The sequence below is a fragment of the Cupriavidus sp. 01L415 genome (assembly GCF_056400065.1).
Genome location: NZ_JBFTSP010000002.1, coordinates 49,130 through 74,489 on the forward strand (window position 1 = coordinate 49,130; position 25,360 = coordinate 74,489).

A 25,360-nucleotide genomic window follows, 5' to 3' on the forward strand; every position below is an offset into this window, starting at 1 on the left:
ACAACGGCGATACAAGGAAGAAAAAACGGCCCCGACGGGCAGCCCCGACGGGCCGTTTTCGTTTTGGGTCGTCGTTGCCGGCTCAGCCGCCGAACATCGCCAGCAATTCCAGTTGGCTCACGTGCTGTTCCTTGGCCCGCGAGAGCTTGCGTACGTAGTTGCCGTCCGGCTGCATGATCCATGCGGACGCGTTGTCGCGCAGGTGTATCTGCAGGCTTTCCTTGATCACGCGCGCCTTGAGCACCCGGTCCAGCACCGGGAAGGCCACCTCCACGCGACGGAACAGGTTGCGATCCATCCAGTCCGCGCTGGACAGGTAGACCACATCCTCGCCACCGGCGCGGAAGTAATAGACGCGATGGTGTTCCAGGAAGCGGCCGACAATCGAGCGCACGGAGATGTTCTCCGACATCCCCGGTACCCCGGGACGCAACGCGCAGACGCCCCGTACGATCAGTTCGATTTTCACGCCGGCGCGTGACGCCTTGTAGAGCTCGTCGATGATCGACGGCTCCAGCAACGCATTCATCTTGGCGATGATGCGCGCGGACTTGCCGGCGCGCGCGTTGCGGGCCTCCGCACGGATATGTTCGACTAGATTGCTGTGCATCGTGAACGGCGATTGCCACAGGTGGTTCAGCCGGATCGTGCCTGCCGTTCCCGTCAGCAGCTGGAACACGTGATGCACGTCTTCGCAGATCTTCTCGTTGGTGGTCAGCAAGCCGAAGTCCGTGTACAGCCGCGCCGTGCGCGGATGGTAGTTGCCGGTGCCCAGGTGGGCGTAGCGGCGCAGCGAGACGTGCTTGGCCTTCGGCGTGGCGGCTTCGCGGCGCACGATCAGCAGCATCTTGGCGTGGCACTTGTGACCTACCACACCGTAGACGACGTGGGCGCCGGCCGATTCCAGGCGTTCCGCCCAGTTGATGTTGGTTTCCTCGTCGAAACGCGCCAGCAGCTCCACCACCACCGTGACTTCCTTGCCGTTGCGGGCGGCGGTCATCAGCGCTTCCATGACCAGCGACTCATTGCCGGTGCGGTACACGGTCTGCTTAATGGCCACCACGTTGGGGTCGGCGGCGGCCAGTTGCAGCAGGTCCAGCACGGAGGTAAAGCTCTCGTACGGATGGTGCATCAGCACGTCCTGCTGGCGAATCACGTCGAACATGCCGATGCCTGGCGAGAACGCCTTCATCGCCGCCGGCACATGCGGCGGGTACTTGAGGGCGGGGCGGTCGACCAGATCGGGAATCTGCATCAGGCGCACCAGGTTCACCGGGCCGCTGACGCGATAGAGATCCTGTTCCGTCAGGCCGGATTCCAGCAACAGGCGGCGCGCCAGCGCGTTCGGGGTGTCCGAGGAGACTTCCAGCCGCACCGTATCGCCAAAGTGCCGCGCGGGAAGTTCGCCTTGCAGCGCTTCGCGCAAATCGGTGATGTCGTCTTCGGACACGAACAGGTCCGAGTTGCGCGTCACGCGGAACTGGTAGCAGCCTTGCACCTCGATCGCCGGGAACAGCTCATGCACGAATGCCTGCATGAAGGACGACAACATCACGAAGCCGTAGGGGTAGCCGGACAGCTTTTCCGGCATGCGCACCACCCGCGGCAGCGCACGCGGGGCCTGCACGATGGCGAGGTCGGCATCGCGTCCGAATGCGTCCTTGCCGGACAGCTCCACCACGAAGTTCAGGCTCTTGTTGAGGACGCGCGGGAAGGGATGCGCCGGGTCCAGCGCAATCGGCGTCAGCACCGGGCCCAGTTCGCGCACGAAGAAGTCGCGTGCCCATTCGCGCTGGGCGTCGGTCCACGTGCTGGTCAGGTGGAAGAACACCCCGTCTTTTTCCAGCGCGGGGAAAATCACGTTCTGCAGCATGTCATACTGCGAGGCAACCAGCCGCTGGGTACGCTCGGTGACAAGCTGGTAGGCCTGCAGGAAGGAGAGGCCGTCGGGCGTGAGGCCCGACGCGTTGTCCCGCATCTGCTCCTTCAGGCCGGCCATCCGGATCTCGAAAAATTCGTCCAGGTTGCTGGACACGATGCAGATGAACTTCAGCCTTTCCAGCAGCGGTACATTCGGGTCGGCGGCCTGCGCGAGCACGCGCGCGTTGAATTCCAGAATGCCCAGCTCGCGGTTCAGCAGCGTGCCGGGCGGCGTCGTCGACATGTCTATGACCTTATTTTGGTGATGTGGCGACTTTTTCATAGAATCGTGTCAGTTTGATGACACTTTGATTTTGTCATGATGCAGACATGACAAGGACATAATCTTTCGGGTTTGGTGCTCTTTGGGCCGAACCCGCGCAATTCAGACGCAATGACACAAACTCCCCGCTTGCTGGCCGCCGTCGACATGGGCTCCAACAGCTTCCGCCTGATGATCGGGCGGGTGGACGAGACCCCCACGGCTTCCGGCCCTGCCAGCCAGATCTTCCAGGTGGATGCCCTGCGCGAGCCTGTGCGGCTGGCTGCCGGCCTGACCCCGGACAAGTACCTGGACCAGCCCGCACGCCGGCGCGGCATCGACGCACTACGGCGGTTTGGCGACCGCCTGCGCGACTTCGCCCCCGAGCATGTGCGCGCCGTGGCCACCAATACGCTGCGCGTGGCCAAGAACGCTTCCGAATTCCTGATCGAGGCCGAGAACGCACTGGGGTTCCCGATCGAAGTGATCGCCGGGCGTGAAGAAGCGCGGCTGATCTACCTGGGGGCCTCGCATGATGCGCCGGCCTGCCAGGGCAATCGCCTCGTGGTCGATATTGGTGGCGGTTCCACCGAGTTCATCATCGGCAGCGGCTATCAGTCCAAGCTGATGGAAAGCCTGTATATCGGATGCGTGTCGCACAGTCGCCAGTTTTTCCCGAGCGGCAATGTCGACGAATACGCGATGAAGCAGGCTGAACTGGCCGCGCGCCGCGAAATCCAGGTGCTGGTGCGCCAGTACCGCGCCGCGGGATGGCAGCAGGCGGTGGGCTCATCGGGGACGGCGCGCGCGCTGGCCGAGCTGATCGAGCTCAACGGCATGAACGATAACCCGGCCGAGCACGGCATCACGCGCGAAGGGCTGGAGCGCCTGAAGCGCGCCCTCGTCAAGGCGGAGAACACCAATCGCGTGAAGCTGACCGGGCTCAAGGCTGACCGGATTCCGGTGCTGCCCGGCGGCCTGTCGATCATGCTCGGTGTCTTCGCCGAGCTCGACATCGATCGCATGGACGTCACCGACGGCGCGCTGCGCCTCGGGGTGCTATACGACCTGCTGGGACGTAGCCATCACGAGGACATGCGCACGGTGACGGTCGACCAGTTCATGCGCCGCTATGCGGTCGACCGCGCGCAGGCCGGCCGGGTAGGGGCCGCCGCGCGCGAGTTGCTTGCGCAGTTCCCCGATCCGCCGCCCAACGAGCGCCGCGACGACAACCTGGCGCTGCTGGGCTGGGCTGCCAGCCTGCATGAGATCGGCATGTCGATCTCGCACAGCGGCTACCACAAGCATTCGGCGTACATCTCGACGCACGCGGATATGCCGGGATTCTCAAAGACCGATCAGGCCCGGCTGGCCACGCTGTTGCTGGGGCACGCGGGCAAGCTTGGCAAACTGTCCGGCAGCGGCAAGTTCGTCGACTGGCGCATGCTGTTCAGCCTGCGGCTGGCCTTTGTGCTGTGCCGCCGCCGTGCCGACGTCAAGCTGCCCGACATTCGCGTGAGACAGCGCTCCGATGCGCTCGATGAAGGCTTTGAGGTGCGACTGCCGAAGACGTGGATCGATGCCAATCCGCTCGTCGAATACAGCCTCGCGCAGGAGGCCGATGAATGGGAACGCATCGGCAAGCGCTACAAGGTCGTGTACGTTTGAGCGGTGCGGCCCGACGTGCGGGCAGAAGCAAAACGGCGACCCCGATACCGAGGTCGCCGTTTTGTTTTTGATGCCGCTCGACGCGCCCGCCTCGACTGGGAATCAGTCGGAGATCAGTCGCGGTTCAGGCCCAGGAAGTGGCGGGCATAGCGCGGGTTCATGTCGCTCACGCGCAGCAGTGTCAGGAAGTCCGCCACATTGAAGTCAGGATCCCAGGCCGGCAGCCCACAGATCCTGGCGCCCAGGCGGAGGTAGCCCTTGATCAGTGCGGGCGGTTCCACGTCCAGCGTCTGATTCAGGTCGTCCACGGGCAGCGGCACGCGCGGGAAGGCATGGTATTCGATCGGGGCCAGCGCCTTTTCGGCAAACAAGCGGTACAGGCTGGCTGCATAGTGGCCGCCGTCGCTCATCGGCACGCTGGCGCAACCCAGCATCGATTCCAGGTTGTAGCGCTGCAGGTATTCGCCCAGACCGCCCCACAGGGCCATGATCACGCTGCCCGAGCGGTAGTCGCGGTGCACGCAGGAGCGGCCCAGTTCCAGCATCTTGGGGCGCAGGTGCGCCAGACGGACGAGGTCGAATTCGGATTCGGCATAGAGGCAGCCGATGCGCTTTGCCTGGTGCGGCGGCAGTACGCGGTAGGTGCCAACCACCTTTAGCGTTTCCTGGTCGCGCACGATCAGGTGGTCGCAGTAGGCGTCGAACATGTCCACATCGGTTTCCGCTGCCGAGGATTGCAGGCGGGCGCCCATTTCCTCCGCGAAGACCTTGTAGCGCAGGCGCTGGGCCTCGGCTACTTCATCCTGGTGACGTGCCCACGCCACACTGAAAGCAGGCGCTGCAGCTTGTGTATCGTTTTGACGTTGCGTTGGCTGACGAGGAAGACGCCTCCGCGCCGACTGGCCAGTCAGGCCAGTGGGCAAGGAGTCGAAAAGCGGCTGGGTAGGCGTCGGGAGATCGCGCATCAGTGTGTCCTTTCGGTGACGAAACGGCTTCGAAACAATGTAGAGAGGCCGAGTGACAGTGCCGTGAACCAGTGATGACGCTTCCGTGACGCAGAGTTCTGGCGATGGCCGGCGTGCGTGACTGACGCTCACTGCCTGGCCGCAGGCGCGGCCATCACCGCTTTCCGAACGATGCGCGCGCATTCGGATGCAATCTGTGGCATCCGACGGCGGTGGCTGGTGTTGCTGTTGTTGACGTTGACGTTCCGCCGCGACGGGGAAGCCGCGGGCGTGGGGCTCAAAGCAGGTCGGGATTGATGACGGCGCGCAGCACCACCTGCGCTTCGCTTTCGCGCGTACGGCCGCTTAGCCACCAGATACCGCTTTTCTTCACGCTCCAGTTCATTTCCTGGCCGGCCAGCAACAGGCTGGCGATCAGGCCGATCCACGGCTGATGACCGACGACCACCGTGTTGTCGTGGCCTTGTGGCCAGTCGATGGCCGCGAGCACTGTGCTGGCGTCGGCGCCGGGGGCCAGGTCGGGCATGATTTCCGGCTCGCCGGTCAATGCCGTGGCGGTTTCCCGCGTGCGGAGCGCGGGGCTGCAGATGACGCGCCGATCGGCGGGCAGATGTGCGCGTAGCCACGCCGCGGATGCATCGGCCTGTTTGCGGCCTCGCCGTGTCAGTGGGCGCTGCAGGTCTGCGCTGCGCGACAGGCTCAGCGCGGCAGGCAGATCCTCGGCTTCGGCGTGGCGCCACAGAATCAGGTTCATGTCAGGGCAGGGGATCGTGGTGCTTTGAGTATGGTGAAGCGAACTGCCCCGTGCAAGCCGCGCTCGCGGCAAAAACAAAGCGGGCTGCCCGTAGGCAGCCCGCTAGTGTCGGCGAGGGCGGTGTCAGCCGCGTGACAGCGGCGTCAGCCCGGGTCGGCGCAAACTCAGGATTTGTGGCGGAAATTGATGCGGCCCTTGGTCAGGTCGTAGGGCGACATTTCCAGGGTCACGCGATCGCCGGCCAAAATGCGGATGCGGTGCTTCTGCATCTTGCCCGAGGCGTATGCCCAGATTTCCACGCCGTTTTCCAGCGTGACGCGATAACGGTTGTCGGGCAGGGCTTCCGACACCACGCCGCCAAATTCAATGAGTTCTTCCTTAGCCAATCTGTTTTCCTTTGCGGCAGCCTTTTGGGGCTGCATGAGTTAGTGAATCCTGTGAGCGCCTCGGCAGCGCACGCTCACAAGTTTCGCCGCACTTGCGGCGGCCGCGCGGACCGTATCGGGAGGCAAGCTGACGGGGCCCGGAGAGCCAGGTCAGGAAAATCGCGGAGGGGCGCGGAAAACCCAGACGATTGCCTTGCCAGTGACGGCCACTCTTGTCGTTGCAGCCGTTAGCGTCGCGGGACAGGCGGGCAAGGTGTTTCCGGGCCTGGGACGGTCCCAACTTCCCGAAAATGCGGGGCGGGGGCGGTTTTTCCAGACGCCTGGCGGCGTGGACCCGGTTACAGGGCATGCTCAGATACCCCGAACTGACGCGGGATTATACCACATCGCAGGCGCAGCACGGTGGCTCGGAACCGGTTCGGGGCGCGGGCTTCCGGGATGCTGCGTTGCCGCAACGACTGGCGTCCAGAAGCTAGTCGGGCGTGGCTTTTGAATCGCTTGGTATTTGTGATTGATGGGCTAAAACTATCAGGAAGGCCGTCGTCATCGGCCTTGCCTGCCCACTGGGCAAAAGGAGGCAGTATGGAACTCCACCTGGAATCACATCACTAGGTTCGCCGCATGCCGGACTGGCGCGCCGTGGTGATTGCCGGGCTCATCGCCGGTGCGATGTACATGGTGCTGGAACTGCTGACGGCCCGCTTCGTGCTCTACCAGGGCGCGTGGGGCACCGTCAAAATGGTGGCCGCGCTGATGCTGGGACGCGAGGCGCTTGCATCTGCCGATGGCTTCAGCTGGACGATCGTACTGGCGGCCGGCATCGTGCACTTTGGGCTGTCGATCGTCATGGCGGGGGTTCTGGCGATGATTGTGTCGTCGTTCCGCTTCGACTCGAGCTTTGCCCTGGCGTCGGCGGTCGGCATCGTATTTGGCCTGATGGCGTACTTCGTCAACTTCTACGTTTTCGGGCGTTATTTCAATTGGTTCGACGAAGCCCGTGGCTGGGAAAGCCTTTTCGCGCACGCCCTGTTTGGGCTGGTGGCCGCTGACGCGTACATGCATTTTGAGCGACGAATGGAGGCGGTGCCCGCATCGCCACGCGGCTGAGGCTGATCTTGATCAGCGTTTCGCCGCCATCCGCCGTGCCGTTACGGCACAGGCGGAGGCGGGTTCAGTCCTCCACTACAAAATGAAATCGGTTGTTCACCATTTCCATTCGGATCCTCCGCGCCACGGCGCCAGATACTATCTGGCATTTGCTGGCGCCATCCTGGTGGTCGGCACGGTGTACGTCCTGGGTACGATCCTGGTCGGCTTGTAACGGCACCCCGATCGGCACCTGCTGTCGCCTTCCACCTCACGGCGCGTGCGGCCGCACGTGGGGGAGGGTATATGCGCGGGCAGGGCGTTGATGGGGAATCTCTCGCGTTATCGGTAGACAAGCACCGGGATCTTGCTGTGGGTAAGGACTTTTTGTGTCTCGCTACCGATCAGGACTCCCTGTACACCGCGGCGGCCATGCGATGCCATCACAATCAGGTCGCACTCCCTGTCTTCTGCAGCCTTGATAATTGCCTCATAGGGATGGTCACTGACGGAGTAGAGCGTTTGGCAGTCCACGCCGGCAGCACCTGCCTCGCGCGCAAGCCTGCTCAGATAATGCGTTGCGTTTTCCCAGGCCGCTTCTTTGTATTGCTCGCGGGTATCACTCAGCATTTCTGTGTGGTAGGCCAGGATGTGATAGTCGGGGCAAACGCGTATGGCGGTGACCCTGGCATTCATCTCGCCAGCGAACGCAATTGCCTTGTGGAATGCCGATTCGGAAAGGGCTGAACCGTCGACCGGAAGAAGAAGATGATTGAACATGATGTCCCTCCTCGCCCGCAAAGCGCGCTGGCGCGAAGGGTTGCTCACCACCTCGTGTCGATCAAAGTTGGCTGAAGCTGCGCCAGAGACACGGTAGCCATGCGGCCTGAATCCAGTATAGGTCGATTGAAATACTCTGGAGTCAACCTGGTGCGAGGTGATTGTCTTGAATGTATTTATGCGGCGAGGCAGGTACCTGGCGGCATGTAGTAGCGAGGAGCGCAAAGAAAAAGGGCTTACGCCGCAAAGCGTAAGCCCTTCATTCCACTGCCTTTACCACTGCAAATATGGTCGGAGCGATAGGATTCGAACCTACGACCCTCTGATCCCAAATCAGATGCGCTACCAGGCTGCGCTACGCTCCGAAGCCGGCGATTCTATCCCGGACGCGGGGTCGAGGTCAATCACGATGCGCAGGGACCGCGCGGGGCCCGAAAAAGTGTCTCGGCAGTCGCTGCGCTCGCACCCCGCTTCAGGCGGGATGGGTTTTGGCTTGACTTGATCCGGGGCGCTGACATAATCCGCACACCGCAAAGGTCCGCCGGCGCCTCGCGCCCTGGAAACGCTGTTCCCATCCGGACCCGGTCCCGAATATCACAACAATGGTGCGCCAGCCGCCGCGAGCGATGCGATCGGCCCGGCCGTGCCTGAGCCATGCCCGCCCGGTGCCTGACGCGCTACCGGTTGTCCGGGCACCCGGAACCCGCGGCAACAAAACACGACGGCTTTTCGCAGGCCGCAATCAAAAGACACGAGGGTGCCATGCGGAGCACCGGCGATGACTTTGTGAACGGGAAAGAAGATGTTTCAGTCGCAGGTGGTAGTGCTGATTGCGGGCTTGTTCGCGCTGCAGATGGCGGTCGTCTGTGCCGTGTTGCGGCGATCCTCCGGCATGGAGCGCAGCGGGCTGACGTCATGGGCAATCGGCGACCTGATTGTCACGCTGGCCGTGGTGCTGCTGGCGACGCACGCCTACCGGCCCGAATGGCCGATCGAAGCGTTGCCGGAGCTTACGCTGACCGCCGGGCTGTCGATGATGGTCTATGGCACCCGGCATTTCACCGGCAAGCCGGGGCGCGGCGTCGTGCTTGCGGCGCTCAACCTGCCGGGCCTGGCAGCGCTGGCGGTACATGCCGGCAGCGAGCTGGCGTCCGCAAGCGGCAGGTTGACGTCTGACACCGTCGTCGCATGGCTGACGCTGGCGTCGTCCCTTATCCAGATTCTGCTGTTGCTCGAAATGATCCGCGTGACCGCTTCGCGCTTGCCGGCCAAGCGCGGCATGGGCCGTCTGGCAGTGCTTTCACTTGTGCTGGTGGCCGTGGCGTGCGCGGTCTTGTCAGGCGTGCAGGCGTGGCCGCCGTTGCGGGCGCTGGTGGACGGCCTGCCAATGCCGGCGTCCGATGTGCGTGGCAGTATCACCGTGTGGTTTGTCTTCGGCGTGGTTGGCCTGTCTGTCAGCTTCGCGCTGATGGCGCACGATCGCCTGCGCCGCATGCTGGAGCGCCGTGCACGCCATGACGACCTGACCGACGTGCTGTCGCGCGGCGCGTTCTGGGAGGAACTAGAGGCCGCCTGCAAGCAGGTCGAGCGCCAGCGTCAGCCGTTTTCGGTGGCGTTCATCGACCTAGATCACTTCAAGGCCATCAATGACCTTTACGGTCACCTGGCCGGCGACAGCGTACTACGCCACTTTGCCGGCCTGCTGCGCAAGTCGGCGCCGCCGGGCGCCATCCTTGGCAGGCTGGGCGGGGAGGAATTCGCCATCGTCATGCCGGACTCGACGATGGAAGCCGGTCGTGCCGTCGGCCTGCGGCTGAGCGCGCTGGTGCGTTCGACGCCGTGTCCGTCCGAACCCGATGCGATTGCCTACACGGTCAGCATCGGCATGGCGGAGCGTCAGGCTGGTGAGAACGCCGATGCGGTGATGCGCCGCGCGGATCGCGCGCTCTACGATGCCAAGCAGAGGGGCCGCGATTGCGTGTCGGCGCACGATACGGCGGAGGGCGTCGGCATGCCGCGTCGCCCCCGGGTGCGCGAGCGCGAACCCTCATAATCTGGCGCGGCGCGTGCTGCAAGGCATGGCGCTGCGGTAGAATGCTCGCCTTGCCAGCAACGGCAAGGCCGGCCGCCCTTAGCTCAGTTGGATAGAGCACTCGCCTTCTAAGCGAGCGGTCAGAGGTTCGAATCCTCTAGGGCGGGCCACTCCCTCGGCCACCTTCCCTCCGGCCACCCCCTCGGTCACTCCTCCGGCCACATTCCCGGCACCTGAAATCCCTGCGCCCCGACCCCTTAGTCGCCAGCGCGGATCATGTCCGCCGCCTTCTCCGCGATCATGATCGTCGGCGCATTGGTATTGCCGCCCACCAGCGTCGGCATCACGGATGCATCCACCACGCGCAGCCCCTCCACGCCATGCACCCGCAGGCTGGCGTCGACCACAGCCATGGCGTCGCCCCCCATCTTGCAGGTGCCCACCGGGTGATAGATGGTGTCGGCGTGATTGCGGACGAAGTCGCGGATCGCGGCCTCATCACCGTCGCCGGGGCCGAGCAGCGGGGTCAGCGTATCCTCGCCGCCCGCTTCGGCGAGCGCGGGCTGCGCAAAGATCCGGCGCATCAGCCTGACACCGGCCACCATGCCGTCCAGGTCGGACGCCGCCGACAGGAAGCGCGGATCGATCAGTGGGATGTCGCGCATGTCGGCCGATTGCAGTCGCACGTTGCCACGGCTTTCCGGCCGAAGCACGCAGGCATGGCACGAGTAGCCATGATCCGGCTTGCCGGCCCGGGCCACGTTCGAATTGCCGAGCAACGCCGGCGCAAAGTGCAGTTGCAGATCGGGCGCGGCCAGGTCCGGCCGTGTCCTGACGAAGGCGCCGGCCTCGGCCACGGGCGAGCTGAGCATGCCGCTACGGCGCAGGCGATAGCGCAGGACCTCGCCGGCCATGCGGGCCGCGCCGACCAGCGAGTAGCCATATAGGTGGTAGGACTTCAGCGGCTTGCCGACGATGACGTCGAGGTGATCCTGCAGGTTCTCGCCGACGCCGGGCAAATCGTGCACGATCGGGATGCCCAGGCTGCGCAGATGGTCCGCGGGACCGATGCCCGAGGCCATCAGCAGCTGTGGCGAATTGAAGGCGCCGCCGCTGACGATCACCTCGCGCCGCGCGCGCAGCGTCTGTGCCTGCCCGGCACGCATCACGCTGACGCCCACCGCTCGCTTGTTGTCGAACAGGATTCGCATGGCCTGGGTCTCGACCAGCACCGTCAGGCTCTTGCGACCACCGTTGTGCCCGGCATCGGCCTTGTTGCCGCGATGCAGGTAGGCGCGCGCCGCGTTCCAGCGTTCGCCGTTGTATTGCGTGGCCTGGAACAACCCCACCCCTTCCTGCTCCGCGCCATTGAAATCAGGATTCAGCGGCAGGCCGGCCTGCGCGGCGGCCGCGACAAAGCGCCGCGAGAACGGGTTGGGCGTTCGCTGGTCGCTCACATGGAGCGGCCCCTGGCCCCCGTGCCAGGCGTCATCATGGCCCGCATTGCGCTGGTTGCACTCGCTGCGGCGGAAATAGGGCAGGACGTCATCGAAACCCCAACCCGTGCAGCCCAGCCTGGCCCATTTGTCATAGTCACTGCGATGGCCGCGGATATACAGCATCGCGTTGATCGACGAGCTGCCGCCCAATCCGCGCCCGCGCGGCTGGTAGGACGGCCGGCCGTTGAGTCCGGCCTGCGGCACGGTGCGGTAGCCGTAGTTGTGCGGCCCGGCCTGTCGCACGGTTTTGGCGATGGCCAGGGGCGTCCAGACGCTAAAGTGGTGGTCGTCCGGGCCGGTTTCGAGCAACGCCACCGTGACGCCCGGAATGTCGGCCAGCCGGCTGGCGACGGCGCAACCTGCCGAACCTGCTCCAACGACGATGTAGTCGAACTCTGCCTGGCTCATGGCCGCTCCTGTGGCGTGACGATGTTGAACGTGGGGTCGAAGGTATCCATCATGGCGAACAAGGCTGCCACGGCGCGGGGGTCGCCGTCGATCCGGATTGCGCCGGACTTCATGGCATCGGGCAGTGTCAGCTGTTTCAGGCTGATCTGGTCCAGCGTGGCCTTGGTCAGCGTGACCGCAGCCGTGGGCTGGGCAGCCTGCGCGCCGGCCACATACGTCAGGGCGCTATTGCGCAGCGTCATGGCGTAGCGTTGCTGCAGATCGCTGAAGTTCCAGTTCAGCGTCATCGTCTTGCCGGCAGCCTTGTCGGCGTTCAGGCGCACGGCCAGGTAGTCGAAGAAGTTGGTGACCGTCAGCGCGCGGACCAGGTCCGAGGAGCCCAGCGCGCTGCCGGTCGCCTTGTTGACGCCGTTGCGCAGCTCCTGCGCGCCCGTCAGGTAGATGTTCCGCCAGGTCGCATTCTCGCTCTGGTAGCCGAGCTGCTCCAGGGCATCGGCCTGCAAGGCGCGCGCTGCGGCGTTGGCCGGATCGGCAAAGATCAGTTCGTTGCCGATCTGCGCCACCCAGCGATATTCGCCGCGTGCGTAGGCCTCGCGGGCCCGTGCCAGGACCGCGTCGGCGCCGCCCATCCATTCGATGGTCTTCCTGGCGGCCTGCACGGGCGGCAGCGGGTTGAGGTGCGCCGGGTTGCCATCGTAGAAGCCCAGGTAGCGCTGGTAGACGGCCCGCACGTTATGGCTGACCGACCCGTAGTAGTCGCGGGCGTACCACTTGCTGGCCAGCGACTCGGGCAGCGTCTTCAGGGTGTCGGCGATATCGAGCGGCGTCATGCCCTGATTCATCAGGCGCAGCGTCTGGTCGTTCAGATAGGCGTACATGTCGCGCTGGTCCGACAGCATCTCCACAATGCGCGCACGTCCCCAGGTCGGCCAGTGATGCTGGCCGATCAGCACGTCCGTGCGTTCGCCATAGCGCACCAGCGCCTGGCCCAGGAAATAGGACCATGCCTTGGCGTCGCGCACCTGGGCGCCGCGCAGCGTCAGCAGGTTGTGCTGCGTGCGCACGGCGTTCTCGGCGATGCACAGCGTGCGGAACTGGGGCAGGTAGACGTTCATCTCCGCCGGCGCCTCCGTGCCCGGCGTGAGTTCGAATTCGATATCCACACCGTCGATGCGGCGCGTGTCGATCGGTCGGGTGATGAGTTCGGTCGGCGCGATCAGTGTGATCGTGCCGCGCGCGGTGGCCTTGCCCAGCCCGGTATCGACCTGGCCGGTGGCGCTCTTTGGCAACAGCGTGCCATACATGTACTGGGCGCGGCGGCCCATGGCGCTGCCGGCCAGCACATTTTCGCTGGCGGCTTCTTCCATGAAACCATGAGGTGCGAGGATGGCGACCTTGCCGCGCTTGACATCGTCTTCACTGACGATGCCGCGCACGCCGCCAAAATGATCGGCGTGGCTGTGCGTGTAGAGGATCGCCACCACGGGTTTGCGCGGGCGATGGGCGTAGTAGAGGTCGAGCGCGGCGCGGGCGGTCTCCGCCGTGAGCAGGGTGTCGATAAGGATCAGTCCTGTGTCGCCCTCGATGATGTTCATGTTGGCCAGGTCGGCGCCACGTACCTGGTAGACGCGGTCCGTCACCTTGAACAGGCCGGCTTCGTTGTTCAGTTGCGCCAGCCGCCACAGGCTGGGGTTGACCGTGGCGGGCGCGTCCTGCGCGGCCTCGAACGCATAGGCATCGAAGTCCCAGACCACCTTGCCGTCGGCGGTGTCAATGGTGCGCTTGGGGAAGCGTGCCACCAGGCCGCGTCGGGCATCTTCATAGTCGGCGCGATCCGCGAAGGGCAAGGATCGTAGCCAGTCGGCGTTGGACCGGGCCGTCAGCGGCGTGGCCGCGTTGGGGGAAGCGGCGGCGCCAGATGCGTTGGCGGCGGCGAGGACCGCAAGCGCGGCCATGGCGAACGTGGCGGGACGGGCAAGGCGCATGGTGGGATCGTAGACATGGCGAGTAGGCTAGCCGCCTATTTGAGACGTCCTGCACCTATAATTCAATTGCAAATTTTATATCGCAAGCATGCAATCGGCGCATACCATGAACCTGAAACGACTGGAACATCTGATCGCCGTGGCGGAGGAGGGATCGCTGGCCAGTGCCGCGCGCCGCGTTCACCTGAGCCAGCCAGCCTTGACGCGCAGCATCCAGGCGCTGGAAGAAGAGGCCGGCGTCATGCTGTTTGATCGCGGTGCCCGCGGGGTGACGCTGACGTCGGTGGGCCAGATGGTGACCGAGCGTGCCCGTCGCATTCTGTTTGAATCCAGTTGCCTGGCGCGCGATCTGACGCTGATTCGGCAGCACGAGATTGGCAGCGTTCAAATCGGCCTGGGGGCGTTTCCGGCGGCGATCCTGCTGCCGGAGATGTTGTGCGCGATCCATCGGGACTGGCCGAAGCTCCGAATCGCCACGGAAGTCAGCAATCCCGCCGCGCTGCTGGTGGCGCTGCACGCGGAGCGGCTGGACTTCGTCGTGGTCGAGCACAGGACGGTGCCGATGTCTGCCGAACTGGAGAGCCGGCGCCTCCCGCCGGAGTCCGCGGGCTTATTCGTGCGGGCCGGCCATCCGCTGGCGGACGGGCCGGTGAGCCTGGCAGCCTTGCGTGCGGCAGCGCTGGTCTCGGTGGTCTTCCCGCCCGAGACGCACGAGCGCTTGCGCAAACTGCTGCGCTGCAAGCCTGGTGAAGACCTGCCGTTCCAGGTCGAAAGCAACGACTTCCGCGCGCTGACCTATTTGGTGCGTCATGCCGATGTCGTCCTGCTGGCTCCCGCGCGCGCCGTGCATGCCGAGATGGAGGCCGGCACGCTAGTTCCACTTTCAGTGCCGGATCTGCCTGATGTGACGATGCAGTTTGCGATCGTCCGGCTGGCGCAGCGCACGCTGTCGCCGGCAGCGGAGCGTGCGGTGGCGGCCATCGACGCTGTGGCGTGAATGCGCCTCGCGCATCGGGCAACGTTGCATCGGCGATAAAAAAAGCGCCCCGTGAAGGGCGCTCTGTACGGCAGGCGAAAGGGGCGAGCGCTTATTCGCTCGTCACGCCGGCGCCGACAATGTTGTAGCCACCGTCGACATACGTGATCTCGCCGGTCACGCCGCTGGCCAGGTCGGAGAGCAGGAATGCGGCCACATTGCCAACTTCGTCGATGGTCACGTTACGGCGCATCGGGGCCACTTCCTCGAAGTGGTTGAGCAGCTTGCCGAAGTCCTTGATGCCTGCGGCGGCCAGCGTCTTGATCGGACCGGCCGAAATGCCGTTGGCGCGCATGCCGCGCGGACCCAGCGACGACGCCAGGTAGCGCACGCTGGCTTCCAGCGAGGCCTTGGCCAGGCCCATCGTGTTGTAGTTGGGCACCACGCGCTCGGCGCCCAGATACGACAGCGTCAGCAGCGATGCCTTGTCCGACAGCAGCGGCAGGGCTGCCTTGGCGAGCGCCGGGAAGCTGTACGCCGAAATGTCGTGCGCGATGCGGAAGCCTTCGCGCGTGAAGCCTTCCAGGAAATCGCCGGCGATGGCTTCGCGCGGTGCAAAGCCGATCGAATGCACCAGACCGTCGAATTTTTCCCAGCGTTGCCCCAGTGCGGCGAACGTGGCGGCGATTTGCTCGTCGCTGCCGACATCGCATTCGTAGATCATGTCGGAGCCGAATTCCTTGGCGAAGTCGCTGATGCGGTCCTTGAATCGCTCGCCGACATAGGTGAAGGCCAGCTCCGCGCCTTCTCGCTTGCACGCCGATGCGATGCCATAGGCGATCGAGCGGTTCGACAGCAAGCCGGTGATCAGGATCCGCTTACCTGCCAGAAATCCCATAGGTTCTCCAAGATATTGTGGGGCGGGCATGCTTCGTGCACAGGCCCGGGGCCGGTGCATGGCGGGTAAAGTTCCCCGCTGTTTGTTGCGCCGCGTAGAGGGAATGTCCGGATGGCTGGGGGCCACCCGAACGCATGTAAAATTGTCGCACAACTTCGCCCGGCCACAAGACGTCGGGCTGTCCTGGTCATGGTGGAGGTCTGCAACGGGATGCTTATTCGCGCACGTTGGCCGCTTCAGGCGGCAGGGCAGTGCTTCCGTCGTAGCGCGGTAGTGCAATGGGGGCTGGCGCTGTTGATCGTGCTGGCTTCGGGTTTTCCCGTATCGGTGCTGGCCGCCCACGGCTTTGCGCTTCACGGCGATCTCAAGTATCCGGCTGACTTCAAGCAGTTCGAGTACGTCAATCCACAAGCGCCGCAGGGCGGCACGCTGACGCTGGCCAATCCGGACCGGCGTACCAGCTTTGACAAGTTCAACCCGTTCACGCTCAAGGGCACCTCGGCGCCGGGGCTGACCGCGCTCATGTTCGAGTCGCTGCTGATCAGCAGCGCCGACGAAACCGCCAGCGCCTATGGCTTGCTGGCGGAGGACGTGTCCGTGGCACCCGACGAGTTGTCCGTCACCTTCCGCATCCGCCCGGAAGCCCGCTTCGTCAATGGCGATCCGGTCCTGGCGTCGGACGTCAAACATTCGTATGACATGCTGATGAGCAAGGCCGCCAGCCCGGGCTATCGCAGCATGTGCATGGATGTGAAGGCCGTGACGGTGCTCGGGGAGCGCACGGTACGGTTTGAATTCAAGCAACGGAATACCGAGCTGCCGCTGATCGTGGGGTCCCTGCCGGTGTTCTCGAAGAAGTGGACGGCGAAGGTGCCGTTCGACAAGCTGACCTTCGAGGAGCCGATCACCAGCGGGCCGTACACCATCGAACGTTACGACGCCGGCCGCGGCATCACCTTCAAGCGCAACCCGAACTACTGGGGCCGGGACCTGGCCGTGCGGCGCGGCACGTTCAACTTCGCGCGCGTGGTCTACCGACTCTACAAGGACGAGACCGCCAAGCTGGAAGCCTTCAAGGCCGGCGAGTTCGACGCGATCGTCGAGTATCGCTCCAAGAACTGGGCGAAAAGCTACGTCGGCCCGCATTTCCGCGATGGCGAACTGATCAAGACCGATTTCCCGCACCGCAACGGCGCCGGTATGCAGGGCTTCGTCATGAACATGCGCAAACCGATTTTCCAGGACGTGCGCGTACGGCAGGCGCTGATTCTGGCGCTGGATTTCGAATGGCTGAACCGACAGCTGTTCTACGGGGCTTACAAGCGTCTGGATAGCTGGTTCTCCAATAGCGAACTGGCGGCCAGCACGACGTTTGATGGCAGGCCGGGCCCTGGCGAGATGAAGCTGCTGGAGCCCTTGCGCGCCGAATTGCCTGCCGAGGTTTTCGGCCCCGATGTGATTCAGCCGACGACCAATCCGCCGCGCTCGCTGCGCGACAACCTGCGCGAGGCCCGCCGCCTGCTGGCTCAGGCTGGCTGGACGTACGAGGACGGCGCGCTGCGCAATGCCAAGGGCGAGCCGCTGGTGTTCGAGTTCCTCGATGACGGCGGCGCCATGAGTCGGGTGATCACCACCTATGTACGCAACCTGGAGCGGTTGGGCATCGAGGTGCATCAGCGCACCACGGACTTTGCGCTCTACCAGAAGCGGCTGGAGGATTTCGACTTCGACATGGTGTCGATCCGCTTTCCGGACAGCCAGAGCCCCGGCAACGAGCTGCGCGACCGCTTTTCGGCGGAGGCCGCCGCCATGCCCGGGTCCGACAATCTGTTCGGGCTGAAATCGCCGGCCGTGGACAAGCTGGTCGACGCCGTGCTGCATGCCCACACCCGCGAGGAGCTGATCACCGCTGGCCGCGCGCTGGACCGCGTGCTGATGCATGGGTACTACATCGTGCCGAACTGGTACAGTGCATCGCATCGCGTGGCGTACCGCAAGGTCATGTCGTATCCGACGCGGCTGCCGTACTACTACACGGCGGAGGGCTGGATTCTCTCCAGTTGGTGGCGTAAAGATCTGACGCCGAAGACCCAATAAGCCACCACAGGGACTGGACGGCCATGATTGCCTACCTCCTCAAACGTATCTTGCTGATGATCCCGACGCTGATCGGCGTCATCACGCTCACCTTTGTCGTGATCCAGTTTGTGCCCGGTGGCCCGGTCGAGCAGATGATGCTCGAAATGAAAGGGCGGGGCGGTTCCGGCGAAGCCAGCGGCGGGGGTGCCGAATACCGCGGCCGGCGTGGCGTCGATCCTGAAAAAATCAAGGAGATCCAGGCGCTCTACGGTTTCGACAAGCCACCGCTCGAACGCTATTTCCTGATGCTCAAGCGCTTTGCGCGGTTTGACCTGGGGCAGAGCTACTTCCAGCACCGCAGCGTGTGGGAGCTGGTCAAGTCCAAACTGCCGGTATCGATCAGCCTGGGGCTCTGGACGTTCTTTCTGACTTATCTGATATCGGTGCCGCTGGGCATTTCCAAGGCAATCCGCGCGGGCAGCCGGTTCGACGTGATCAGCAGCATGGTGGTACTGGTCGGCTACGCGATTCCTGGCTTCGTGCTGGGCGTGCTGTTGCTGGTGTTGTTCGGCGGCGGCACGTTTGTCCAGTGGTTCCCGCTGCGTGGGCTGACTTCCGACGACTGGGAGCAGATGTCCATGATGGGCAAGGTGATGGACTATCTGTGGCACCTGGTGCTGCCGATTACGGCATCGGTGGTCGGCAGCTTCGCCGTGATCACCATGCTGACCAAGAACGCTTTCCTCGAGGAAATCCGCAAGCAGTATGTGCTGACCGCGCGCGCCAAGGGCCTGGCCGAACGCCGCGTGCTCTGGAAGCACGTGTTTCGCAATGCGCTGATTCCTCTGGTGACGGGCTTCCCGGCGGCTTTCATCGGCGCATTCTTTACCGGGTCCCTGCTGATCGAGACGCTGTTCTCGCTCGATGGTCTGGGTCTGCTGTCCTATGAAGCCGTATTGCGCCGCGACTATCCGGTGGTGCTGGGCACGCTGTACCTGTTCACGCTGATCGGGCTGGTAACGCGCCTGATTTCCGATGTCTGCTATGTGATGGTCGACCCCCGCATCCACTTCGAAGGGATGCATCGATGAAAGTCTTCTCCCGCGCTCCGGTCGCCGGCAACGGCCTGCCGCATTCGCTTTCGCCGCGCCAGCGTGCCTGGCAACGCTTCCGCCGCAACCGGCTGGGCTACTGGAGCCTGATCCTGTTCGTGGTGATCTTCGTGCTGAGCCTGTGTGCTGAGGTGTTGTCCAGCGATCGCCCGCTCGTGGTGCGCTACAAGGGGGAGTACTACTTCCCGATCGTCAAGATCTATCCGGAGACCACGTTCGACGGCGATTTCCCGACCCGGACCGACTACCTGGACCCGTTTATCCGCGAGCGGATCACGACGCATGGCAACTTTGCCGTGTTCCCGATCAACCGGTACTCGTACGATTCGCTGAACTACTTCGCCAAGGAGCCCAACCCGGCGGCGCCGTCGGCGGAAAACTGGCTTGGCACGGATGACCGCGGACGCGACGTGCTGGCGCGGCTGATCTACGGTTTCCGCGTGTCGGTGTTGTTCGGGCTGGCCTTGACGATTATTGGCGTGCTGATCGGCACACTGACTGGCGCGCTGATGGGCTTCTTCGGCGGGCGCTTCGACCTGTTCTCCCAGCGAGCCATCGAGATCTGGAGCTCCATGCCGGAGCTCTACCTGCTGATCATCTTCGCTTCCATTTTCGAGCCGAGCCTGGCGCTGCTGATCATCCTGCTGTCGCTGTTCGGCTGGATGGGTTTGTCCGACTACGTACGGGCGGAGTTCTATCGCAACCGGTCGCTGGACTACGTCAAGGCGGCGCGCGCGCTTGGGCTGTCCAATGTCCAGATCATGTGGCGCCATATCTTGCCAAACAGCCTGACCCCGGTCATCACGTTTCTGCCGTTCCGCATGAGCGCGGCCATCCTCGCGCTAACCAGCCTTGATTTCCTGGGCCTGGGCGTGCCGCCGACCACGCCGAGCCTCGGCGAGCTGCTGGCGCAGGGCAAGGGCAACCTCGACGCCTGGTGGATCTCGCTGTCCACGTTCGCGGTGCTCGTCATCACGCTGCTGCTGCTGACCTTCATGGGCGATGCCTTGCGCGATGCCTTTGACACGCGCCTGGGCCTGGCTCAGTTGCGCGGCCGTGTGGAACCCAAGGTGCCTGCCGCAACGCCTGCGGAGGCCGTGCAATGAGTCTTGCCGCGATGTTTCCAGACCCGGTGGCCGCACCGGCGCCAGGCACGCAACTGATGTGCGTCGAGCGGCTGTCCGTGACGTTCGGGGAGGGCGAGCACGCCACGCGCGCGGTGCGCGACATTAGCTTCGACCTGCGCGCCGGCGAGCGCTACGCGCTGGTGGGCGAGTCGGGGTCCGGCAAGACTGTCACCGCGCTCGCCATGCTACGGCTGGTGGAGGACGCGCGCTATCAGGGTGCCGTCCGTTTCGAAGGCAAGGATCTGATGCAGGTGTCCGATCGCGAAATGCGCGGCATCCGTGGATCAGAGATCGCCATGATCTTCCAGGAGCCGATGACGGCCCTGAACCCGCTCTACACCGTCGGCAACCAGATCGTGGAAACACTGGCGCTGCACGAAGGGCTGGACCGCCGCGCGGCGCGCGACCGGGCGATCGCGCTGCTGGAGCGCACCGGCATCAGCGATGCCGCCAACCGCTTCAACAGTTTTCCGCACCAGCTATCGGGTGGGCAGCGACAACGAGCGATGATCGCCATGGCGCTGGCCTGCCGGCCCAAGCTGCTGCTGGCGGACGAACCTACCACGGCACTGGACGTGACCATCCGCGCCCAGATCCTGGACTTGCTGCGCGATCTCCAGGCGGAGTTCGGCATGGCCGTGATGCTGATTACGCACGACCTGAATCTGGTGCGCGCCTTTGCCCAGCGCGTGGGCGTGATGGAAAAAGGCGTGCTGGTGGAGACCGGTGTCACGTCCGAGGTCTTTGCCAGCCCCAAGCATCCCTATACCCGCAAGCTGATCGACAGCCGGCCCAAGCGCGAAGTGCTGCCGCTGGTGCCGCTGGCGCCGGTGCTGCTGGAAACCGATGGGCTATGCGTCAACTACGCGAAGAAGCGCCCCGGGCTTGCCGGCTGGTTCATGAAAGAGCAGTTCGTGGCGGTCAAGGACGTCGATCTGCAATTGCGCGAAGGCGAGACCGTCGGCATCGTCGGCGAATCGGGCTCCGGCAAGACCACGCTGGCGCATGCAGTGCTGGCCCTGCAGCGCAAGAGCGGCGGCTCGATCCAGTTTCTCGGCAAGAGTTTCGATGCCTGCACGCACAAGGAGCGCAGTTCATTGCGGTCCCGGATGCAGGTGGTGTTCCAGGATCCGTTCGGCTCGCTGTCGCCGCGGATGACGATCGAGCAGATCGTGGGCGAGGGCCTGGCGCTGCATCAGCCGGGGCTGTCGCCCGAAGCCATGCGCGAGCGTGTCATCGAGGTGCTGCGCGAGGTGGGGATGGACCGGACGGCGCTTGGCCGCTACCCGCACGAGTTCTCGGGCGGTCAGCGGCAGCGGATCGCCATCGCCCGCGTGCTGATCCTGAAGCCGCAGGTGCTCGTCCTGGATGAGCCGACTTCGGCACTTGACGTTTCCATCCAGCAGCAGGTGCTGGCGCTGTTATCGCAACTCCAGCACAAGTACAACCTCAGCTATCTCTTTATCAGCCATGATCTGGCCGTCATCCGGGCCATGGCACATCGGGTCATCGTGATGAAGAACGGGGAAGTCGTGGAGTCGGGCGAAACGGAAACCGTGCTCGGCGCACCGCAGCATGCGTATACGCGCAAGCTGATGGCGGCTGCCCGGTTGGGGGCGGGTTGAATGATGTGCGTTGCAACACGCACGCGGCAGTCTGGCTAGCACATTCCGTTTATGCGGAATGCGAGAAAAGAGATGCGTTTTTTGCGCTACTTCATTGATTTGATGGCGCTTTCACGGGAATTTGTAACCATCTTTGACATGTCAAGGGTAGTCCTTTACCATCCCGCGATAACTATTTTTGGGGGTGGTTCGTCCGCCGCTTGCAGGCCTTTGGGAAGGCCACCTGTGCTCGCGGCTGGTGCAACTGTGCTGGCGTACTTTTTGCGTACGATCCGCCCTGATGTCTTTCGACTGTCCGGCAATGTCTGACATGCCGGTCAGAATAGTCCGATCATCAGGAGAACCAATGCAGCGAACGGTACTTCATTCCCTGGCGCACGCCGCCATTGGAATTGCCATTGCCTGCGGTGCGACTGTGTCGAATGGTGTGCTGGCGGATACGGTCTTCAAGGACCCCGACGCCCGGATCGATGCCCGCGCGGAACCGAGCGCGGATGCCCATCCGGAAGGCAAGCGTGGCTTGCTGTCGTCGGTCATGAATTCCACCAGCAACGTTGCCAGCAAGGCTGGCGACCTGGTCATGAACGCTCTGGGCCTGATTGGCGTGCGTTACCGCTTTGGCGGTAACAGCCCCGAATCCGGCCTGGACTGCAGCGGCTTTGTCCGCTACGTGTTCAATGACACCTTCGGCTTCATGCTGCCGCGCCGATCCGTAGAAATGAGCCAGGTGGGTACCACCGTGGCCGCCAACGACCTGCGTCCGGGCGACTTGGTGTTCTTCAACACCATGCGCCATACGTTCTCGCACGTCGGCATTTATATTGGCGACAACAAGTTCGTGCACGCGCCGTCCACCGGCAGCAAGATCCGTGTGGACGACATGCGCGCCACCTACTGGACGACCCGCTACAATGGCGCCCGCCGCATCGACGATTCGTCGCGCGGCTCGGCCAACAGTGGCATGGGCAGCATGGTGGAGACGCTCAAGCGTTTCGATCCGAATGCCCAAGGCCGGTCGCTTTATGGCGGCTGAGCCTGGCTGGGCCAGTAAGAAAAAGGACTGCTTCGGCAGTCCTTTTTTTCGTCCATGCGCCGTGGCGATGTGACATTTGAGACATATACCCCACTAAAGGGTGACATGCTCTGTCATCGAGGGTGACGCGTTCTGTCAGGCTTTGTCGCAATGATGTGACAACTATTGTTGGCCGGCATTTCGCGTTATTGCGTCGCGACCGTCCCCGTGGCGGCTGGACGGCCGCGCGCCGCGACGAGTTTTTCGCGGAGGGTGGTCAGCACTGCCGCCGTTGCCTGTTCTCCGGCCAGGATCGCGCGATTGCGCGCCGTGAAGTCGCTGCCGCCCATATCGGGCAGGTCGGGGCGGATCACGACGTCGGCCCGCGCCAGCGCCATCTTGTTGATCGACTGGCCCATGATGGCCGTGGTCTGCAGCAGCACGCCGCTCTGACCGCCATTCTTCTGGCTCGAGGGCTGGGCGGAGATATTCACGGCGATCACGAAGTCCGCTCCCATCTCGCGTGCCGAATCCACTGGAACGGGTTCTACAAGTCCACCATCCACATAGTCGTGCCCCTGAATCGAAACCGGCTGGAACACGCCGGGCACGCTGCTGGATGCGCGCACGGCCTGGCCCGTATTGCCGCGCCGGAACAGGATGCGCTCGCCGGTCTTGAGGTCGGTAGCCACGATGCCCAGCGGCAACTTCATCGCTTCGATCGGGCGATTCTTTACCAGCCGGTTGACATAGTTCTGCAGCGCCTCGCCCTTGAGCCAGCCGCCGAACTTGGTGCCGAAGGGCAGGGCCCAGTCGGCGATGGCGGCTTCGTCCATGGTCAGTGCCAGCTTGTTGAGCGTGAAGCCGTCCATGCCCGACGCGTAGAGTGCCGCGACCACGGAACCGGCGCTGGTGCCCGTGACAATGTCGGGCTGGATGCCTTGCGCCTCCAGCGCCTTGATCACGCCAATATGGGCGAAGCCGCGTGCGGCACCGCCACCCAGGGCCAGTCCGATGCGTATCGGGCGCGGCGGAATGGTGGCGACGGGTGGCACGGTGCCGGTCGTCGTCGGGAGCGTGGGAGTCGGCTTCGGGCCGGTGGAACAGGCAGCCAGCAGCATCGCCGCCGACGCGCCCAGGGCATTGCGCAGGAAGTGGCGTCGTTTCATCGAGGGTTGGGAATCGTCAGGAAGTGATGCCTCTGGCATCTGCGGGCCGTCGCCTTGCGTGCGGCTGAGTCTGAGACCGGTGGCAGCATAAATGATTCCTTGGCCGAAGGGGAGGCGGTCGGGGCGCTATAATGCCGCGTTAACCGAATCCGGCCTGCGCGCATCCGTGCGCGGGCCTTTTTGTTTCTCCCAGACATGACACAACGCGTCCGCACCCGCTTCGCGCCGAGCCCGACCGGCTTCATTCACCTCGGCAATATTCGCTCCGCACTCTATCCGTGGGCCTTTGCCCGCCGCATGAAGGGCGACTTCATCCTGCGCATCGAGGATACCGACGTTGAGCGCTCGTCCCAGGAAGCGGTCGACGTGATCCTGGAGAGCATGGCCTGGCTCGACCTCGATATCGACGAAGGCCCGTTCTATCAGATGCAGCGCATGGACCGCTATCGCGAAGTCGTGCAGCAGATGATGGACGCCGGGCTGGCGTACCACTGCTACATGAGCACGGAGGAACTGGACGCTCTGCGCGAAGCCCAGCGTGCGGCCGGCGAGAAGCCTCGCTATAACGGCTTCTGGCGTCCGGAGCCGGGCAAGGTTCTGCCCGAGCCGCCTGCTGGCGTACAGCCTGTGGTGCGCTTCAAGAACCCGATCGGCGGTAGCGTGGTCTGGGAAGACGGCGTGAAGGGCCGCATCGAGATTGCCAATGATGAGTTGGACGACCTGGTGATCGCCCGCCCGGATGGCACGCCTACGTACAATTTCTGCGTGGTCGTGGATGACCTCGATATGAAGATCACGCACGTGATTCGTGGCGACGACCACGTCAATAACACGCCGCGCCAGATCAACATCATCCGCGCGCTGGGTGGTGACGTGCCTGTCTACGCGCACCTGCCAACCGTCCTGAACGAGCAGGGCGAAAAGATGAGCAAGCGGCATGGCGCCATGCCCGTGACCGGCTATCGCGATGAAGGCTATCTGCCTGAGGCCGTGCTGAACTACCTGGCCCGCCTGGGCTGGGCGCATGGCGATGCGGAAATCTTCTCGCGCGAGCAGTTTGTCGAGTGGTTCGACCTGGAGCACCTGGGCAAGTCGCCGGCGCAGTACAACCCGGAGAAGCTGGCCTGGCTGAACAACCACTACATCAAGGTGGGCGACAACGCGCGTCTGGCCGAGCTGACGCGACCGTTCATCGAAGCACTGGGCGGCAAGGTGGAAGGCGCAAACCTGCCGGACGTGATCGCACTGGTCAAGGATCGCGCCAACACGCTGAAGGAAGTGGCCCAGACCGCGATCCTGTTCTATCGCGGCGAGCCGCAGCCGGACGCGGCATTGGTCGCCGAGCATCTGACTGACGAGATTCGTCCTGCGCTGCAGGCCCTGGCCACGCAACTCGCGGCGCTGCCCGAGTGGAAGCGTGAAGCCATCAGCGCGACGTTCAAGGCTGTGTTGGCCGAGTTCGGCTTGAAAATGCCCAAGCTGGCGATGCCGGTACGGCTGCTGGTGGCAGGACAGCTTCAGACGCCGAGCATCGATGCCGTGCTGGAGCTGTTCGGCCGTGAGGCTGTGCTGCGCCGCCTGGCCGTGGTGTAAAAAAGTGCGGAAAAGTCTCGGCGG

Annotated in this window: 19 protein-coding genes and 2 tRNA genes; 11 read left to right on the forward strand and 10 right to left on the reverse strand. The window is 64.0% G+C overall.

Annotated features, from left to right (window positions below; all coding sequences use genetic code 11):
* Positions 1-82: 82 nt before the first annotated feature.
* Entirely contained in the window at positions 83-2,203 is a 2,121-nt protein-coding gene (gene ppk1, locus AC1DOX_RS05540) for a polyphosphate kinase 1 (protein ID WP_441620997.1), read from the reverse strand.
* A 111-nt stretch (positions 2,204-2,314) separates the two neighbouring features.
* Here ppk1 and ppx point away from each other — a divergent pair, with 111 nt between their 5' ends.
* Complete coding sequence (gene ppx / locus AC1DOX_RS05545; RefSeq protein WP_092134342.1) at positions 2,315-3,850, forward strand: exopolyphosphatase; 1,536 nt, start codon at positions 2,315-2,317, stop codon at positions 3,848-3,850.
* A 113-nt stretch (positions 3,851-3,963) separates the two neighbouring features.
* On the opposite strand, the gene AC1DOX_RS05550 is transcribed toward ppx, so the two are convergent.
* The 3 genes from AC1DOX_RS05550 to infA form a co-directional block, all read right to left on the reverse strand.
* Positions 3,964-4,815: a GNAT family N-acetyltransferase gene (locus AC1DOX_RS05550; protein WP_092134340.1), complete on the reverse strand. Its 852-nt coding sequence runs from the start codon at positions 4,813-4,815 to the stop codon at positions 3,964-3,966.
* Between the two features lie 277 nt (positions 4,816-5,092).
* Positions 5,093-5,569: a SixA phosphatase family protein gene (locus tag AC1DOX_RS05555; protein WP_441621003.1), complete on the reverse strand. Its 477-nt coding sequence runs from the start codon at positions 5,567-5,569 to the stop codon at positions 5,093-5,095.
* Positions 5,570-5,733: 164 nt separating this feature from the next.
* Positions 5,734-5,955 carry a translation initiation factor IF-1 gene (gene infA / locus AC1DOX_RS05560; RefSeq protein ID WP_008641674.1) on the reverse strand — a complete coding sequence of 74 codons (222 nt, stop codon included), beginning with the start codon at positions 5,953-5,955 and terminating at the stop codon, positions 5,734-5,736.
* 621 nt (positions 5,956-6,576) lie between these two features.
* On the opposite strand from infA, the gene AC1DOX_RS05565 reads away from it, so the two are divergent.
* Positions 6,577-7,062 carry a hypothetical protein gene (locus AC1DOX_RS05565; protein ID WP_477113995.1) on the forward strand — a complete coding sequence of 162 codons (486 nt, stop codon included), beginning with the start codon at positions 6,577-6,579 and terminating at the stop codon, positions 7,060-7,062.
* 321 nt (positions 7,063-7,383) lie between these two features.
* Here the strand turns inward: AC1DOX_RS05565 and AC1DOX_RS05570 are convergent, their stop codons facing one another.
* Both AC1DOX_RS05570 and AC1DOX_RS05575 read right to left on the reverse strand, forming a co-directional pair.
* On the reverse strand, positions 7,384-7,821 hold the full coding sequence (locus AC1DOX_RS05570; RefSeq protein ID WP_092134336.1) for a universal stress protein: 438 nt from the start codon (positions 7,819-7,821) through the stop codon (positions 7,384-7,386).
* A gap of 288 nt (positions 7,822-8,109) precedes the next feature.
* Positions 8,110-8,186, reverse strand: a tRNA-Pro gene (locus tag AC1DOX_RS05575).
* Between the two features lie 437 nt (positions 8,187-8,623).
* Between AC1DOX_RS05575 and AC1DOX_RS05580 the strand changes: the two genes are divergently transcribed.
* Positions 8,624-9,874: a GGDEF domain-containing protein gene (locus tag AC1DOX_RS05580; RefSeq protein WP_441621006.1), complete on the forward strand. Its 1,251-nt coding sequence runs from the start codon at positions 8,624-8,626 to the stop codon at positions 9,872-9,874.
* A 72-nt stretch (positions 9,875-9,946) separates the two neighbouring features.
* Positions 9,947-10,023: transfer RNA gene (locus AC1DOX_RS05585), tRNA-Arg, on the forward strand.
* Between the two features lie 87 nt (positions 10,024-10,110).
* On the opposite strand, the gene AC1DOX_RS05590 is transcribed toward AC1DOX_RS05585, so the two are convergent.
* Positions 10,111-11,760 carry a GMC family oxidoreductase gene (locus tag AC1DOX_RS05590; RefSeq protein ID WP_441621008.1) on the reverse strand — a complete coding sequence of 550 codons (1,650 nt, stop codon included), beginning with the start codon at positions 11,758-11,760 and terminating at the stop codon, positions 10,111-10,113.
* Positions 11,757-13,745, reverse strand: a complete 1,989-nt coding sequence (locus AC1DOX_RS05595; protein ID WP_441621010.1) for an alkyl/aryl-sulfatase — start codon at positions 13,743-13,745, stop codon at positions 11,757-11,759. The genes AC1DOX_RS05590 and AC1DOX_RS05595 overlap by 4 nt, the downstream gene beginning before the upstream one ends.
* Before the next feature lie 106 nt (positions 13,746-13,851).
* Here AC1DOX_RS05595 and AC1DOX_RS05600 point away from each other — a divergent pair, with 106 nt between their 5' ends.
* Positions 13,852-14,742 carry a LysR family transcriptional regulator gene (locus AC1DOX_RS05600; RefSeq protein ID WP_441621012.1) on the forward strand — a complete coding sequence of 297 codons (891 nt, stop codon included), beginning with the start codon at positions 13,852-13,854 and terminating at the stop codon, positions 14,740-14,742.
* A 91-nt stretch (positions 14,743-14,833) separates the two neighbouring features.
* Here AC1DOX_RS05600 and fabI read toward each other — a convergent pair whose 3' ends face one another.
* Positions 14,834-15,619 (reverse strand): enoyl-ACP reductase FabI, encoded by a 786-nt coding sequence (fabI, locus tag AC1DOX_RS05605; RefSeq protein WP_092134330.1) that lies wholly within the window; start codon positions 15,617-15,619, stop codon positions 14,834-14,836.
* A 210-nt stretch (positions 15,620-15,829) separates the two neighbouring features.
* Here fabI and AC1DOX_RS05610 point away from each other — a divergent pair, with 210 nt between their 5' ends.
* The 5 genes from AC1DOX_RS05610 to AC1DOX_RS05630 all read left to right on the forward strand — a co-directional run bounded on the left by AC1DOX_RS05610 (position 15,830) and on the right by AC1DOX_RS05630 (position 22,595).
* Positions 15,830-17,716: an extracellular solute-binding protein gene (locus tag AC1DOX_RS05610; RefSeq protein WP_441621014.1), complete on the forward strand. Its 1,887-nt coding sequence runs from the start codon at positions 15,830-15,832 to the stop codon at positions 17,714-17,716.
* A 23-nt stretch (positions 17,717-17,739) separates the two neighbouring features.
* Positions 17,740-18,789, forward strand: a complete 1,050-nt coding sequence (locus AC1DOX_RS05615) for a microcin C ABC transporter permease YejB (protein ID WP_441621016.1) — start codon at positions 17,740-17,742, stop codon at positions 18,787-18,789.
* The gene (locus AC1DOX_RS05620) at positions 18,786-19,916 is read left to right on the forward strand and encodes an ABC transporter permease (RefSeq protein WP_441621018.1); all 1,131 of its coding nucleotides are present in this window, start codon (positions 18,786-18,788) and stop codon (positions 19,914-19,916) included. The genes AC1DOX_RS05615 and AC1DOX_RS05620 overlap by 4 nt, the downstream gene beginning before the upstream one ends.
* Positions 19,913-21,562 carry an ABC transporter ATP-binding protein gene (locus AC1DOX_RS05625; RefSeq protein ID WP_092134324.1) on the forward strand — a complete coding sequence of 550 codons (1,650 nt, stop codon included), beginning with the start codon at positions 19,913-19,915 and terminating at the stop codon, positions 21,560-21,562. The genes AC1DOX_RS05620 and AC1DOX_RS05625 overlap by 4 nt, the downstream gene beginning before the upstream one ends.
* A 346-nt stretch (positions 21,563-21,908) precedes the next feature.
* Positions 21,909-22,595 carry a C40 family peptidase gene (locus tag AC1DOX_RS05630; protein WP_441621021.1) on the forward strand — a complete coding sequence of 229 codons (687 nt, stop codon included), beginning with the start codon at positions 21,909-21,911 and terminating at the stop codon, positions 22,593-22,595.
* A 185-nt stretch (positions 22,596-22,780) separates the two neighbouring features.
* Here the strand turns inward: AC1DOX_RS05630 and AC1DOX_RS05635 are convergent, their stop codons facing one another.
* Entirely contained in the window at positions 22,781-23,743 is a 963-nt protein-coding gene (locus AC1DOX_RS05635; protein WP_441621023.1) for a patatin-like phospholipase family protein, read from the reverse strand.
* Positions 23,744-23,938: 195 nt separating this feature from the next.
* On the opposite strand from AC1DOX_RS05635, the gene gltX reads away from it, so the two are divergent.
* Positions 23,939-25,336: a glutamate--tRNA ligase gene (gltX, locus tag AC1DOX_RS05640; protein WP_441621025.1), complete on the forward strand. Its 1,398-nt coding sequence runs from the start codon at positions 23,939-23,941 to the stop codon at positions 25,334-25,336.
* Positions 25,337-25,360: the final 24 nt, after the last annotated feature.